This window comes from Azospirillum sp. B21, assembly GCF_008364825.1.
In the GTDB taxonomy this organism is placed as follows: domain Bacteria; phylum Pseudomonadota; class Alphaproteobacteria; order Azospirillales; family Azospirillaceae; genus Azospirillum.
The window spans coordinates 245,203-260,588 of sequence record NZ_VTTO01000005.1 but is presented as its reverse complement, the minus strand read 5'-3'; the positions used below and the strand labels follow the sequence as shown (position 1 = coordinate 260,588).

Genomic DNA, 15,386 nt, shown 5'->3' with positions numbered 1-15,386 from the left:
GCTTAATTCGACCATGAACAGTGTGGGGGTAAACCCTTCGCTGTCGCTGTGTCGATCTGAATGATAAATAGGCATCACTGATTTAAAATGAGGCTGCACAAGGCTATTTCGTTGTCAGTTGCATGCCGCCAACGACCGGAATGGCCCTGCAAAGCCTGAGTAGCGTTGTATGACGAATTGTGTTGCGTGGCAAGCTGAAACAGCGTACACACTCCATATCGAGTTCAATGCAACGGTCGACGGCCGGAGCCGGGGCGAGAAGCCCCCGGACACTCCTCCCGCACCCTTGCATCCGGTCGCGAGCCCTTCGGCGGCGCCGACCGAACACCCCACCTCAGCAAAGGGCCATACCCATGGGAAAGACTCAGAGAATCGCTATCGTCGGGGCCGGCCTGGGCGGAGCCGCCGCCGCCGGGCTTCTGCAGCAGGCCGGGTTCCAGGTGGATGTCTACGAACAGGCCCCTGAATTCTCCCGGCTGGGCGCGGGGATTCACGTCGGTCCCAACGTGATGAAGGTGTTCCGCCGCCTCGGCATCGAAAAGCCGCTGGAGGCGATGGGCTCCAAGCCGGACTTCTGGTTCAGCCGCGACGGCTTCACCGGCGATTACCTGTCGCGCATCCCGCTGGGCGACTTCGCCAAGCGCGAATACGGTGCCGCCTATGTCACCGTCCACCGCGGCGACATGCACCTGCTGCAAATGGACACGCTGGCTCCCGGTACCGTCCAGTTCGACAAGCGGCTGGAGACGATCACCGACAGCGGCGACGACGTGCATCTGACCTTCGCCGACGGGACCGAGGCGCGCGCCGACATCGTTATCGGCGCCGACGGCATCAACTCCCGCATCCGCGAGGCCCTGCTGGGTGTCGAGGCGCCGAACTACAGCGGCTGGGTCGCGCACCGCGCGCTGATCCGCGGCGACCAGCTGGCAAAATACGACCTGACCTTCGAGGACTGCATCAAGTGGTGGACCGAAGACCGTCACATGATGGTCTATTTCACCACCGGGAAGCGCGACGAATATTACTACGTCACCGGTGTGCCGCATCCGGCCTGGGACTTCCAGGAGGCCTTCGTCGACAGCAGCCGCGAGGAGATGTACGAGGCCTTCCAGGGCTATCACCCGACCGTCCAGGCGCTGATCGAGTGCACGGAGGAGGTCACCAAATGGCCGTTGCGCAACCGCAACCCGCTGCCGCTGTGGAGCCGCGGCCGGCTGGTCCTGCTGGGCGACGCCTGCCACCCGATGAAGCCGCACATGGCCCAGGGCGCCGGCATGGCGATCGAGGACGCGGCGATGCTGACCCGTTGCCTGTCCGAGACCGGCCTGACCGACTACCGCACCGCCTTCGCGCTATACGAGGCCAACCGCAAGGACCGCGCGACGCGCGTGCAGGCGGTGTCCAACGCCAACACCTTCCTGCGCACGCAGGAGGATCCGGCCTGGGTCTTCGGCTACGACGTCTATGAGCAGCCGCTGCGCGAAGGCATCGCTGCATGACCGCCTCGACCTTCCTCTACGGCGCCAACGTCCAGGCCAACGGCATCCGCCAGCATTACCTGCGCTATGGCGGGGAGCGGCATGCCGGGCGCCCGGCCATCGTGCTGATCCCCGGCATCACCAGCCCGGCCGTCACCTGGGGCTTCGTCGCCGAGCGCTTCGGACAGCAGTTCGACACCTATGTGCTGGACGTGCGCGGGCGCGGTCTGTCGGAGAGCGGGCCGCATCTGGATTACGGCATCGATGCCTGCGCCGACGACGTGAATGCCTTCGTCGCGGCGCTGGGCCTGACCGATTACATCCTGGTCGGCCATTCCATGGGCGCCCGCTTCGCCATCCGCGCCTCGGTGCGCGGCGACGCGAAGGGCCTGCGCCAGCTGGTGCTGATCGATCCGCCGGTGTCCGGCCCCGGCCGCCGGGCCTATCCCAGCGGGCTGCCCTGGTACGTCGACTCCATCCGCCAGTCCTTGAAGGGCATGGACGCCGACGCCATGCGCGCCTTCTGCCCGACCTGGACGGAGGAGCAGCTGCGGCTGCGCGCGGAATGGCTGCACACCTGCTACGAGCCGGCCATCGTCCGGACCTATGAGGGCTTCCACCAGGACGACATCCACGCCGACCTGCCGAAGCTGCCGGTTCCGGCCCTGCTGATCGTCGCCGGCCGCGGCGGCGTGATCCAGCCGGAGGACGAGGAGGAGATCGCCCGCCTCCAGCCCGCCATCCGCATCGCCCGCGTCCCCAATGCCGGGCACATGATCCCCTGGGATGACCTCGACGGCTTCTTCGCCGCCTTCGGCGACAGCCTCGGCACCCCGCCCACCTGATTGATAGGAACCACCCGCATGTCTTCGCTGTACCGCATCGGCCAGATCGTCCCCAGCTCCAACGTCACCATGGAAACGGAAATCCCGGCCATGCTGACCGCGCGTCAGGCGATCCGCCCGGAACGCTTTACCTTCCATTCCGCCCGCATGCGGATGAAGACGGTCAAGAAGGACGAGCTGGCGGCGATGGACGCCGAATCCGACCGCTGCGCCGTCGAGCTGTCGGACGCCCGCGTCGATGTGCTGGGCTATGCCTGCCTCGTCGCCATCATGTCGATGGGCCTCGGCTATCACCGCGAGTCCGAAGCTCGCCTCGCCCGCAAGACGCTGGAGAACGACGCCCCGGCCCCGGTGGTCACCAGCGCCGGCGCTCTGGTCGACGGGCTGAAGGTGATGGGCGCCAAGCGCATCGCCATCGTCGCCCCCTACATGCGCCCGCTGACCGAACTGGTGGTGGACTATATCCGCGCCGAGGGCTTCGAGGTGCAGGACTGGCGCGCTCTGGAGATTCCCGACAACCTCGACGTCGCCCGGCACGACCCGAACAACCTGCCGGACATCGTGCGCGGCATGAACCTGGAGGGCGTGGACGTGGTGGTGCTGTCCGCCTGCGTGCAGATGCCGTCGCTGCCGGTGGTGCCGCGGGTAGAGGCGGAGACCGGCAAGCCGGTGCTGACCGCCGCCATCGCCACGACCTACGCCATGCTGAAGGCGCTGAAGCTGGAACCGATCGTTCCCGGCGCCGGCGCCTTGCTGTCCGGCGCTTACTGAGGAGCGGCCACATGACCGACGGGCAGAGCGTATCCGACAATTACAAGGGCGTCTGGGGCAACCGGATCGGCTTCGGCGAGCGGCCGGCCCTGCTGGTGATCGACTTCATGCAGGGCTACACCACCGAAGGCGCGCCGCTCTACGCCCCCGGTGTGGTGAGCGCGGTGGCGGAGACGGTGGAGTTGTTGGACGCCGCCCGCCGCGCCGGCATCCCGGTCGTCCACACCAACATCCGCTATCACCCCGGCCATTTCGCCGATGGCGGCATGTGGGTGCGCAAGGCCCCGGTGATGAAGGACATGGTGGAGGGCAACCCGCTCGCCGCCTTCTGCCCGGAGGTCATGCCGCTTGCGCACGAGGTGGTGATCTCCAAGCAGTATGCCAGCTCCTTCTTCGGCACCAGCCTCGCCCCGATGCTGCATGCGATGGGGGTGGACACGGTGGTGCTGACCGGTTGCTCGACCAGCGGCTGCATCCGCGCCACCGCCGTCGATGCGGTCCAGCACGGCTTCCGCACCATCGTCGTGCGCGAATGCGTCGGCGACCGCCACGACGGCCCGCACGAAGCCAACCTGTTCGACATCGACAGCAAATACGGCGATGTGGTGAACAAGCAGGAGGTGATCGACCGGTTCGGCCGGTGAGATACCGGTGGAATCCCCTCTCCCCCCGGGGAGAGGGTTAGGGTGAGGGGGACGCGCGGCGGCTCTTCCTCAAGAATCCACGCCATGCATCCCCCTCACCCCGACCCTCTCCCCGGGGGGGAGAGGGGGATGGGCACTTCAGGACCAACAAAAAAACAAACTGGGGCCAACACCCGGCGCCGCACCCGAGACAGGCGGCGCCGGCATGAAAAAACAGGACGGGTTCACAACGCGATCAGCGTAAGGAGACAGACGACATGTCCTATGCCCAGACGACAACAGCGAATGCCGCAATTGGCGCGGCGCAGTCCGTCGATGCGGACCAGCTCTACAAGAAGATCACCTGGCGCCTCATTCCCTTCCTCTGCTTCTGCTATCTGGCGGCCTATCTCGACCGCATCAACATCGGCTTCGCCAAGCTGCAGATGATGGGCGACCTCCAATTCAGCGAGGCCGCCTATGGTCTGGGCGCCGGCCTGTTCTTCGTGGGCTACATCCTGTTCGAGGTGCCGAGCAACCTCGTGCTGACCAAGGTCGGCGCGCGGCTGTGGATCGCCCGCATCATGATCACCTGGGGCCTGCTGTCGGCCGCCACCATGCTGGTCACCTCGCCGACCCAGTTCTACATCGTCCGTTTCCTGCTGGGCGCCGCCGAGGCCGGCTTCCTGCCCGGCGTGCTCTATTACCTGACGCTGTGGTTCCCGACCTACCGCCGCGGCCGCATCATGGCGCTGTTCGTCATCGGCCTGCCGCTGTCCAGCGTGATCGGCGGCCCGCTGTCGGGCTGGATCATGAGCCATTTCGACAATGTCCAGGGCCTGCGCGGCTGGCAGTGGCTGTTCCTGCTGGAAGCGCTGCCCAGCGTGCTCCTGGGCTTCCTGACCTTCGTGGCCCTGCCGAATTCCTACAGGGATGCCAAGTGGCTGTCGGAGGATGAGAAGGCCCGCCTTGCCGTCGACCTGCGCGGCGACGATGCCGAGGCCAAGAATGTCGGCCACAGCTTCAAGGAAGGCCTGCTGAACCTGAAGGTCTGGATGCTCGGCGGCATCGACTTCGCCATCCTGCTGACCGCCTACGCCATCGGTTTCTGGCTGCCCACCTTCATCCGCAAGACCGGCGTGATGGATCCGTTCCACATCGGCCTGCTGACGATGATCCCCAACATCGTCGCCGTGGTTGGCATCCTGCTGATCGGCGCCAGTTCCGACCGGATGCGCGAGCGCCGCTGGCACATCATCATCCCCTTCCTGGCCGCCTCGGCCGCGATGGCCACCAGCACCTTCTTCGCCGACAACCTCGTTGCCACCGTGGCCCTGTTCACCGTCGCGTCGGTCGGCGTGCTGGGTCCGCTTCCGGCCTATTTCAGCCTGCCGGCCACTTTCCTGAAGGGCACGGCGGCGGCCACCGGCTTCGCCATGGCGATCTCGCTCGCCAGCATCGCCGGTTTGGTCAGCAACTCGCTGATCGGCATCGTCATCGACCTGACCGGCAGCAGCAGCGCGGCCTTGTGGTTCTTCTCCGGCTGTCTCGTGATCGGCGCCCTGCTGGTCTATGCGCTCCCGCCCAAGGTGGTGAACCGCTGACCGGTTTTGTGCAGCGTGTAAACCATCTGTGAAAGATCACGCGATATGAGTGCGTAAACGGTCAAGCCGGCGCCGCCCAGAGGGGTGCGGCGCCGGTCGGCCGTTCCGGTGTGTCCGGCCACGGCGCGGCCGAGACGCATGCCGCAAAAAAGCCAGTCGCCGGGGACAACAGAGACATGATTTCCGCACTGCGTGGCATCCGGGGGCGCCTGCTGCTGCTGCCCCTGATCACCGTCCTGGCGCTGGTCGGCGCCGGGGCCATGACCGCAAGGTCGCTCGGCACCGTGATGATGGAGGAGCGCCAGGCCCGCGCCCGCGTCGCGGTGGAGATGGTCACCTCAGTCATCGAACGGTTCGAACAGCGGGCCGCGTCCGGCGAGCTGCCGGTCGCCGACGCGCAGAAGCTGGCGCTCGACGTTGCGCGGTCTGCCCGCTACGACGGGTCGGAATATGCGCTGATCCTCGACCGCAAGGGCAACATCCTGGCCCACCTGAACCCGCAGGTCGAAGGCAAGGCCATGTGGGACAGCACCGACAAGACCGGCCGGCTGTTCGTGCGCGACGAGATCGCGGCGGCCGAATCCGGCGGCGGCTATTCCTCCTTCTTCTTTCCCAAGCCGGGATCGAGCGATCCGGTGGAGAAGTCGGCCTATTCCAAGCTGACCAAGGGATGGGGCTGGGTCGTCAGTTCCGGCGTCTATCTCGACACCGTGGCCGCCGCGCGGCTGCAGACCATGCTGAACATCGCCGGCGTGATCGCGGTGCTGGCGGCGATCAGCCTCGGCCTCGCCGTCTGGATCGGCCGGCGCATCACCACCCCCATCCTGCAGCTGACCCAGGCCACCAACCGCATTTCCACCGGTGACCTGTCGGTCGCCATCGGCCACCAGGACCGCGGCGACGAGGTCGGCACGCTCGCCCGCGCGCTGGATGAGTTCAAGCGCAACGGTCTCGAGGTGCGCCGCCTGCAGGCGGAGGCCGAGGCGCAGAAGGAGCGCACGGAAGCCGAACGCCGCGCCGCCCTGCTCGACATGGCCGCCCGGTTCGAGGCGCGCGTGATGGGAGTGGTGGGTGCCGTCGCTGCGGCGTCCCACCAGATGGAAAGCACCGCCACCGGCATGGCCGGCGCCGCCGAGCGGTCGGGCACCCAGGCGCATGCAGTGTCACAGGCCTCCGAGCAGGCCAGCAGCAACGTCAACACCGTCGCCGCCGCAACGGAGGAGCTGTTCGCCTCCATCGCCGAGATCGGCCGTCAGGTGACGATGTCCACCTCCGTCGCCAGCCGCGCGGTGGACGAGGCGGCGAAGATCGACGGCATGATCCACAGCCTGGCATCGGCCGCCCAGGAGATCGGGCAGGTGGTGGAGCTGATCAACGCCATCGCCGGCCAGACCAACCTGCTGGCCCTGAACGCCACCATCGAAGCCGCACGCGCCGGCGAACACGGCAAGGGCTTCGCCGTCGTCGCGTCGGAAGTGAAGGCGCTCGCCAACCAGACCGCCCGCGCCACCGACGACATCCAGGCCAAGGTGCTGGAAATCCAGCAGTTCACCGGCAGCACGGTAACGGCGGTGCAGGGCATCGGTGCCACCATCACCTCGGTCAGCGACATCGCAACCGCCATCGCCTCGGCGGTGGAGCAGCAGAGCGCCGCCACCAAGGACATCGGCGCCAACATCCAGCAGGCCGCCCGCCACACGGCGGAGGTCAACAGCAACATCGCCGGCGTCGCCCAGACCGTCGGGCAGACCGGCACCGCCGCATCCGGCGTGCTGGAAGCCGCCAGCGGTCTGGTGCGCGAGACTGTCAAGCTGCGCAGCGAGGTCGAGGACTTCCTCTCCACCGTCCGCGCCGCCTGAGCTTGCGGTTCGCCGTCACGGTGCCTGGATCGTCCGGAAGGCGATGGGCACCGCGACGCGCATCGCCTCGATGAAGCGGCGGAGGCGTGTCGGCTGGTGCCGGGCCGGCGGATAGACCAGATGCACCGGCAGCGCCGCTGCCTGCCATTCCGGCGCCAGATGCACCAGCTGCCCGGTCGCCAGATCGTCCACCAGCGCCCATTCCGACGCGATGGCCGCCCCCAGCCCGCGAAGCGCCGCGTTGCGGATCGCCTGCAACCCGTCGGTGGACAGGCGCGGACGGATGGGGAAGGTCACCGCTTCGCCGGTTTCGGCATGGGTCAGCGTCACCTCGTCGCGATAGAAGGTGCGCAGCGCCAGCCAGGGCAAATCCACCAGCTCGGACGCATGCGCCGGGACCGGGCGCCCATCGAGCAGGGCAGGGGAGGCGACGGCGATCCGCGGCACCTCCGCCAGCCGCAGGGCGATCACCGACGGGTCGCCGACCTCGCCGACGCGGATGGCGCAGTCGATGCCCTCGCCGATGAAATCGGGCATGCGGTCGTGCAGCAGCCATTCCACCGTCATCCGCGGGTAGCGTTGCAGATAGTCGGCCACCGGCCCGATCAGCTGCTGCTGCCCGAACGCATGCGGCGCCACCACCCGCAGATGGCCGGACGGCTGGTCGTCCGCCCCGCGCACGTCGCTTTCCAGCATCTGCCATCCGGCGAGCAGATCCTTGGCACGCTCGTAGCAACGCGACCCGTCGTCGGTCAGCGCCATCCGGTGGGTGGAGCGCTGCAGCAGGCGGACGCCCAGCATCCGTTCCAGCTGTTGCAGGCGTCGGCTGACCGTCGGCTGGGTACTGCCGAGCTGTGCCGCCGCGGCCGACAGGCTGCCGGCATCCACGATACGGACGAAGGTTTCCAACAAGGCGATGCGGTCGCTGCCGGCCAACGGAAGGTCTATGCTCATACGCTCTACGTATAGCAAATCTACACCTGATCCGGCTACCGTCCTGGGAACCCGGCCGCCATAGTCCCTCTCGTTCAGTTTCTTGGGAGGGTCTCACGATGACGACCATTCAAACCGCGCATAGCGCCGCAGCCGCGATGCCGGCGCCCTCCGATGCCGGGCTCAGCCGGCCGCTGGTTTTCCTGCTGGCCGCCGGTGCCGGTCTGGCGGCGGCATCGCTCTATTACAGCCAGCCGATGCTGGGCATCCTCGGTCCCGACATCCAGGCCGACGGCCGCTCGGTCGGCTGGGTGCCGACGCTGACCCAGCTCGGCTATGCCGCCGGCATCCTGTTGCTGGCGCCGCTGGGCGACCGCTTTGACCGGCGCAGGATCATCCTGGCCAAGGCGGCCATGCTGGTCGCGGCATTGCTGGCGGCGGGCTTCGCGCCGTCCATCGCGGGCCTTCTGGCGGCGAGCCTGGTTCTCGGCCTGTCGGCGACCCTGGCGCAGGACATCGTGCCCGCCGCCGCGACCTTGGCGCCGGCGGAACACCGCGGCCGGGTGGTCGGCACGGTGATGACCGGCCTGCTGCTCGGCATCCTGCTGTCGCGGGTGGTCAGCGGCCTCATCGCCGAGCATTTCGGCTGGCGCGCGGTGTTCGTGGCGGCGGCGGGAAGCATCGCGCTGCTGGGCGTGGCGCTGTGGCGCGGCCTGCCGCGCTTCGCACCGACGACCAGTCTCGGTTATGGGGAACTGCTGGCTTCGCTGACCGTGCTGTGGGGCCGTCATCCGGCACTGCGCCGCGCCGCCATGGCGCAGGGCCTGCTGTCGCTGGGCTTCAGCGCCTTCTGGTCGACGCTGGCGGTCATGCTGCATGGTACGCCGTTCCATCTGGGCGCCGCCGCGGCGGGTGCCTTCGGGCTGGCCGGTGCGGCGGGCGCGCTGGTGGCGCCGGTCGCCGGACGGATCGCCGACAGCCGCGGACCGGAACTGATGACCCGGCTGGGCGCCGGCCTCGCCGCGCTGTCCTTCGCCGCCATGTTCCTGTCGCCGCTGGTGCCGGAGGGCGGCCGCCTGTGGCTGCTGGTGGCCAGTGCCGTCGGCTTCGACCTTGGCGTCCAGGCTTCGCTGATCGCCCATCAAACCATCGTCTATGGCATTGATCCGGCCGCCCGCAGCCGACTGAACGCGGTGCTGATGGTGGGCATGTTCATCGGCATGGCGGCCGGCGCCACGCTGGGCAGCCAAGCGCTGGCAAACTGGGGCTGGAACGGCGTCATCGCGGTGGCGACCATCGCCTCCATCGGCGCACTGATCCTGCGGCTCTTCACCCGGCCGGAGCGGTAAGCCGGCGGCCGTCACCAAGGTTCAGGTTCGTCCGTCCATATGGCCTGGGATCATGCGGCGTCGCATGATCCCAGGGCATTTCAGTGTCCGAAGGCGGGGCAGGGGGGAGCGAAACCCCTACGTCACACCGGCACCTCTGCCAGCATGGCCGCCAGGCAATCGGCGATCTGGTGGGGGGAGAAAGGTTTGCGCAACAGGCGCACGGCCTCCCCGAATTCCGGCGTATCGGCGTAGCCCGTCACGATCAGTGCCGGAATCCCCGGGCGCAGCTGCCGGGCGTGCCGCACAACGGCGGCTCCGTTCATGCCGGGCATGGCGAAGTCGGTGACCAGGGCATCGACCTCGGTCCCATCGCGAAGAACCACCAGCGCCTCCTCCCCGCCGCCCGCCTCGATGACATGGTGTCCGAGCGCTTCCAGCACCGCCGTCGTTCCCATCCGTACGATCGCGTCGTCCTCCACCAGCAGGATGGTGCGCCCGATCTCGCGGTCTATCCGGGGAACGGGTTGATCCGTCGTGGCGACGGCGCCGCGAACGCTCGGCAGATACAGCGTGATCGCGGTGCCAACGCCGGGCGTGCTCTCGATGCGGACGCCGCCGCCGGATTGCGTCGCCATGCCATGGACCATCGACAATCCGAGGCCGGACCCCTTGTCGACCGGTTTGGTGGTGAAGAATGGCTCGAAGACGTGCGGCAGCACCGATGGATCGATGCCGGTGCCGGTATCCTCGACCCGGATCGCCACGTATGTGCCGTCCTCCAGTTCCGCCGGCCTGCCGGCGGACGCACCCGGCCCCCCGTTCCCGCCGACCTCCGCAACGAAGGCGGTCAGGGACAGACGCCCGCCCATCGGCATCGCGTCGCGCGCGTTGATCGCAAGGTTCAGGATGGCGGATTCCAGCTGTGCCCGATCGATCAGCGCAGCCGGAAGATCGGGCGGCGCCTGAATGGTCACCATGATCTGGCCGCCCAACGTGCGCTCCAGAAGGGAGCTCATGGCGGACATCAAACTCCCCAGATCGGTGGGCTCGGGTATCAGCGTCTGACGCCGCGCGAAGGACAGCAAGGACTGCGTCAGATGTGCGCCACGCTCGATGGAACTGTTGGCTGCCTCGAACAGCTGGCGCGGCACGCCGTCGGGCACTGTTGGTTCGAGAACGGAGAGGCAGCTGACGATGCCCTGAAGCAGGTTGTTGAAGTCATGCGCCACGCCGCCGGTCAGTTGCCCCAGCGCTTCCATCTTCTGGGCCTGATGCAGCGCCAACTCCGTACGCCGGCGGTCCACCATCTCGGCCTGCAGTTCCCGCGTCCGGTCCGCAACCCGCTCCTCCAGACGGTTGGACGCCTGGGTGATCTCTTCCAGATAGCAGCGGGTCCGGTGCTGGCGCGCCCGGCTGCGCACGGCCGCCAGTGCGGCGCTTTGCAGCGCTTCACGGTGCAGGGGCCGGTCCAGCAGCGTGACGTTGCCGAGCGATTGGAAGAACGCTTGCCGCCCCATCCCGGCCTGACGGCTGCGGCGGGAGGTCAGGACGATGATCGGCAGATCCGACCACGGGGCCTGCGCCTCCAGCCAGACGACCAGAGGCTCCACGTCCGTCAGCGCGCTTTCGGAGAGCACCAGCGCCGTGGTCGCATCGTCCAGGTTCCTGCGGAGCGCCGCCATATCGGCACAGGCTCGCGCCTCCAGTCCACCCTCGCTGAGGACTGAGGCGATCACCTCGGCGTCCCGCCCCTCGGGTGCCAGGATCAGTAATGACGTGCGCATCGGCTTCGCTCAGCCACTCTCGACCGAGCCGCCGAGCAGCGGGTCCGCCGCTCCCTGATATTCGGGCACTCCGGTCAGCACGCCGCGGAAATCCATCAGTTGCGGCCCCACCTGCATGCCGTCGGGGAACAGGCGGAATTCGCGGATCGACAGCTCGTGGACGCCGGTGCGCTTCTTGACCACGGAAATGGCCTTGCGCACCTCGCCTCCCGCTTCGAAGAACCGCAACAGGACCACGGTGTCGCTCATGAAGGACAGGTCGACCGGATTCTGCACGTCGCCGACGATGCCCTGCTGGGCCAGGATCAGGATGGTCACCACGCCCTTGTTGTTCAGGTAGGTCAGCAATTCATGCATTTGGAGGGCGAGCGCCTTCTCCTCGGGCATGGTGCTGAGGTAGGAGTTTAGGCTGTCGATCACCACGATGCGCGCGTTGCGGTCCTCGACCTCGCGGCGCACCTGCCAGACGAACTCGCCCGGCGAAAGGCGGGACGGGTTGGCCCGCTGCCAGCCGACCCGCTTCTGGCTCACCGCCTCGGCGATGTCGATCCCCAGCGCGATGCTGCGCAGTTCCAGAGTCTTGAAGGTCTCATCGAACGAGAAATAGGCGGCATGTTCGCCGCGTTTGACCGCAGCCGTGACATATTGCAGGGCGATGGACGATTTACCGACTCCCGACGGCCCGACGAGCATCGTCGTGGTGCCATGCGTCAGGCCGCCGCCCATCAGTTCATCCAGGGCCGACAGGCCGCTTTCCATGGTGTCCGGCTCGAAGTCGCTCCTGTGCTCCTCGGCAATCAGGCTGGGGAAGACCAGCACATTCTCTCTGGTAATGGCGAAGTCGTGCCAGCCGCTCTGGTACTCGGCACCCCGCATCTTCGCGATGCGCAGCCGACGCCGTGCCGCGCCATAGGAACGTTCGATCTGCTCCAGCACGATCACGCTGTGCATCAGGCTGTGCAACTCGTTCGTGCCGTACTGCTGGGTCAGATCGTCGAGGATCAGGGTGGTGCAATGGCGGCCCTGCAGGAACTGCTTGAGTGCCAGGATTTGCCGACGGTAGCTGAGTTGGTCCTGCGTGAGCAGCCGCAGTTCGGATACGGTGTCGATCACCACCAACTCGGGATTTTCTTCTTCGATGCGGTCTATGATCAGGCTGACGGTCTCGCCGAGTTCCACCTCCGACGGGTAGAGCACACTCTGCTGGCGGTCCAATTGTGCTTCGACCGGAACGATGTCGAACACCGCAAATCCCTCCAGCCTCCAGCCATGGCTGAGGGCGGTTGCCTCCAGTTCCTTCACATTTTCCGACAGCGTGATGTAGAGACCTTTTCTGCCTTCCTCGCGCGCCTGGATCAGAAGTTGCAGTGCGATGGTCGTCTTTCCTGTGCCTGGCGCACCTTCCAGAAGATGCATTCGCCCTCGCGGCAGCCCGCCGCGCAAAATCAAATCCAACTCCGGAATTCCGGTCTGCACTTTTTCAATCGGGATCGTCTCAGCCACCAATGGCTCCTTCACTTCCGTACCTGCTGACAAACACGGTGCGGCGGGAATGTTCCGTCAGGGCCTGTTCACGGCCTGAAATTGAAAGATGGCATTGTGAAGTTCGGGGCGAGACAAGACCCGGCAGAAGGTGAGCCTGTCACCTGAACATCATTTCCATAATTTTACTTATGTGTCTCTTTGTGGGGGCAGCGGTCGAGCTCAATCGAGCGCTGCCCCCCACGGTCACCGTGCCGGGTTCAGCATCGGGCCGGTCAGTTCGGGGCCGTTCGCGGCGTCCGCGATGGTGATGGCGGTCGGGCCCTGGGAGCCCAGCGTCATCGTCACCGGGCGTCCATTGTTGTAGTTCTTCCACATCTGGTACAGGGCCAGTGCCGCGAACATCTTGCCGTCGCGGCTGGTGTTGTACTGCCATTCCTGGGTCGGCACGACGCGCAGGGTCCCGTTGCCGGACTGTTCAACCTTTTCGGCGAAACGGTAGCCGAGCTTGTCGCTGATGTTTGCGACCAGTCCGTCGAAGCCCGGCGAAAGCCGTCCGAAGCCGGCCTGCGCCGGGGCCGCATCGCCGCCGCCCAGCGTGCTGGCAGAGTTCCGCTTGACCAGATCGGCGAACAGCCACCCTTCCTCCCCGGTGCGCAGCACCCGGACGCCCAGCCAACTGCCCTCCCGCCTCAACTCGACGACTTCGTCCCCGCGCGCGATGGTGGAGCGAACCGCCGCGTCGTCGGAAGGGCCGGCGCGCAGGTTCACCTTCTCCCCCACCACTGCATGAACATCACCCGATGCGGCCAACGCTGGAACCATCGGCGTTCCCGCCAAGCCGAGTGCCGCAACCAGGACAAACATAATTTCCCGTGACATGACCGCTCCTCCCGCTGGGGTGCTGGTGGGCACCGTTTTGCGAACAACACTCGGCAACGGGTGGATGATCCATGAACGGCCTTCCGGTATTTCCGCTTGACCTGAAGTTAACTTGAGGTTTTAGGCTTGCTGCCTGGGATCTGGCATACCAGGCTTCATAACCGATCCCGGCCGATTAACCTCTGAGGCAGGTAAGACGATGAGCAGTGTACAGCTGGAAACGCCGCGGCGCTCTCCCCCGACAACACGGACGCTGCGCGTGCACCGTCTGGAAAGGGTTGCACCGCAAGTCCTGCTGGTGGAACTGCGCGATCCCGATGGCGAATTGCTGCCGCCAGCGGAACCGGGTGCCCACATCGACGTCCATCTGCCGGACGGGGCGGTGCGGTCCTATTCGCTGTGTGGCGATCCGGCGGATCGGCATGCCTATAGCATCGCCGTTCTGAACGTACCGGGCGGGCAGGGATCGCGCTTCGTCCACGGGGATCTGGAACCGGGCACCGACATCACCATCGCCCTGCCCCGCAACACTTTCCGCTTCGACGAAGCGCCGCGCTACCTGTTCATCGCCGGGGGCATCGGCATCACACCGCTGTTGCCGATGATCCGCGAGGCGGCGCGCCGGGAGGCCGACTGGGTTCTTCACTATTGCGTGCGCAGCGCAGCCGTGGCGCCGTTTCTCGGCGAACTCCGCGCTTTGGCCGACGCCCAAGGCGCCAACGGCCGGGTTGAGGTCCATGCTGCCGACGAAGGCAAGAAACTGACGGTGGATGCGCTGCTTGCAGATACCCCGGAAGATGTCCTGATCTATTGCTGCGGTCCGCAGCGGCTGATGGAAGCCGTGGCCGCCGCCGCCCGGCCGATGCAAGACGTGCGCTTCGAGTGGTTCGCCCCGCGCGCGGACACCGCCCCCAAGGCTGCGTCGGACGACGGCTTCGACGTGGTTTGCGCCCGCTCCGGCGTGACCGTCACCGTGGCGGCGGGGACCAGCATTCTGGAAGCGCTCTATGCCGCGGGCGTTGCGGTCGATTCGTCCTGCGAGCAGGGCATCTGCGGCACCTGCGAGACGGCTGTGCTGGAGGGTGAACCCGACCACCGCGACAGCGTCCTGTCCGACGCCGAACGTGCTGCCGGCAAGACGATGATGCTGTGCGTGTCGCGTGCCCGAAGCGCAAGATTGGTGTTGGACGTTTGATATCCGACAGTTCACCACAAGACATTGGGAGGAATGATGACCGAGGAAGACCTGCAGCGGCTCGGGCTGGCGCTGTTGAACAGCCCGGCGGAGGCCATCGTCTATTCCGACCGGGAGGGCCTGATCCGGTTCTGGAACGCGGGAGCGGAGCGTGTGTTCGGCTTCACCGCCGAAGAGGCGCTCGGCCAGTCGCTGGACATCATCATCCCCGAACGCCAGCGCCAACGCCATTGGGAGGGCTATGACGAGGTGATGCGGACGGGCGTGAGCCGCTATGGCAGCGGCGATCTGCTGTCGGTGCCGGCGCTGCGCAAGGACGGCAGCCGCATCTCCGTCGAGTTCACCATCGTGCCCCTGAAGGACGCTGACGGGGCGATGATGGGAATGGCGTCGGTCATGCGCGACGTATCGGCCCGCTTCGACGAGTTGAAGACCCTGCGGCGGCAGGCGGCCGGACGCTGAAAAAGGCCCTGCCCTACCCTACGCCCCGCCGGCGACCCGGTCAGCGCCTGTTCCAACCTGCCGGCCAGCTTCGATGAAACGAAGATGGTGGACGCCACGGAATCCTCCAGGCTCTGCACCAGTTCGCGCGGGTG

General features: G+C 66.7%; 13 protein-coding genes. 9 read left to right on the top strand and 4 right to left on the bottom strand.

The genetic code is table 11. The annotated features are described in order from the left end of the window. The first annotated feature begins 353 nt into the window (after positions 1–353). The 6 genes from FZ983_RS14655 (at position 354) to FZ983_RS14630 (ending at position 7,183) form a co-directional block, all read left to right on the top strand. A complete protein-coding gene (locus FZ983_RS14655) occupies positions 354–1,502 on the top strand; it encodes an FAD-dependent monooxygenase (RefSeq protein WP_149224249.1) in 1,149 nt (382 codons plus the stop codon). Next, a complete protein-coding gene (locus FZ983_RS14650; RefSeq protein WP_149224248.1) occupies positions 1,499–2,326 on the top strand; it encodes an alpha/beta hydrolase in 828 nt (275 codons plus the stop codon). Before FZ983_RS14655 ends, FZ983_RS14650 begins: the two co-directional genes overlap by 4 nt. Positions 2,327–2,395: 69 nt before the next feature. Further along, on the top strand, positions 2,396–3,097 hold the full coding sequence (locus FZ983_RS14645) for an Asp/Glu racemase (protein WP_211102922.1): 702 nt from the start codon (positions 2,396–2,398) through the stop codon (positions 3,095–3,097). Between the two features lie 11 nt (positions 3,098–3,108). Then, complete coding sequence (locus FZ983_RS14640; RefSeq protein ID WP_149224246.1) at positions 3,109–3,741, top strand: N-carbamoylsarcosine amidohydrolase; 633 nt, start codon at positions 3,109–3,111, stop codon at positions 3,739–3,741. Positions 3,742–3,998: 257 nt separating this feature from the next. Continuing rightward, a complete protein-coding gene (locus tag FZ983_RS14635; RefSeq protein WP_211102909.1) occupies positions 3,999–5,324 on the top strand; it encodes an MFS transporter in 1,326 nt (441 codons plus the stop codon). A gap of 176 nt (positions 5,325–5,500) precedes the next feature. Next, positions 5,501–7,183 carry a cache domain-containing protein gene (locus FZ983_RS14630; protein WP_149224245.1) on the top strand — a complete coding sequence of 561 codons (1,683 nt, stop codon included), beginning with the start codon at positions 5,501–5,503 and terminating at the stop codon, positions 7,181–7,183. A 15-nt stretch (positions 7,184–7,198) separates the two neighbouring features. Here the strand turns inward: FZ983_RS14630 and FZ983_RS14625 are convergent, their stop codons facing one another. Continuing rightward, positions 7,199–8,137, bottom strand: a complete 939-nt coding sequence (locus FZ983_RS14625) for a LysR family transcriptional regulator (RefSeq protein WP_188092331.1) — start codon at positions 8,135–8,137, stop codon at positions 7,199–7,201. Between the two features lie 98 nt (positions 8,138–8,235). Here FZ983_RS14625 and FZ983_RS14620 point away from each other — a divergent pair, with 98 nt between their 5' ends. Further along, positions 8,236–9,465 carry an MFS transporter gene (locus tag FZ983_RS14620; protein WP_149224244.1) on the top strand — a complete coding sequence of 410 codons (1,230 nt, stop codon included), beginning with the start codon at positions 8,236–8,238 and terminating at the stop codon, positions 9,463–9,465. A gap of 122 nt (positions 9,466–9,587) precedes the next feature. On the opposite strand, the gene FZ983_RS14615 is transcribed toward FZ983_RS14620, so the two are convergent. The 3 genes from FZ983_RS14615 to FZ983_RS14605 all read right to left on the bottom strand — a co-directional run bounded on the left by FZ983_RS14615 (position 9,588) and on the right by FZ983_RS14605 (position 13,595). Beyond that, on the bottom strand, positions 9,588–11,231 hold the full coding sequence (locus FZ983_RS14615; protein WP_149224243.1) for an ATP-binding protein: 1,644 nt from the start codon (positions 11,229–11,231) through the stop codon (positions 9,588–9,590). A gap of 9 nt (positions 11,232–11,240) precedes the next feature. After that, complete coding sequence (locus FZ983_RS14610; protein WP_149224242.1) at positions 11,241–12,734, bottom strand: ATPase domain-containing protein; 1,494 nt, start codon at positions 12,732–12,734, stop codon at positions 11,241–11,243. Between the two features lie 225 nt (positions 12,735–12,959). Beyond that, positions 12,960–13,595: an SH3 domain-containing protein gene (locus FZ983_RS14605; protein ID WP_149224241.1), complete on the bottom strand. Its 636-nt coding sequence runs from the start codon at positions 13,593–13,595 to the stop codon at positions 12,960–12,962. Between the two features lie 199 nt (positions 13,596–13,794). Here FZ983_RS14605 and FZ983_RS14600 point away from each other — a divergent pair, with 199 nt between their 5' ends. Further along, positions 13,795–14,790: a PDR/VanB family oxidoreductase gene (locus FZ983_RS14600; protein WP_149224240.1), complete on the top strand. Its 996-nt coding sequence runs from the start codon at positions 13,795–13,797 to the stop codon at positions 14,788–14,790. Positions 14,791–14,826: 36 nt separating this feature from the next. After that, positions 14,827–15,252, top strand: a complete 426-nt coding sequence (locus FZ983_RS14595; RefSeq protein WP_149224239.1) for a PAS domain S-box protein — start codon at positions 14,827–14,829, stop codon at positions 15,250–15,252. Positions 15,253–15,386: the final 134 nt, after the last annotated feature.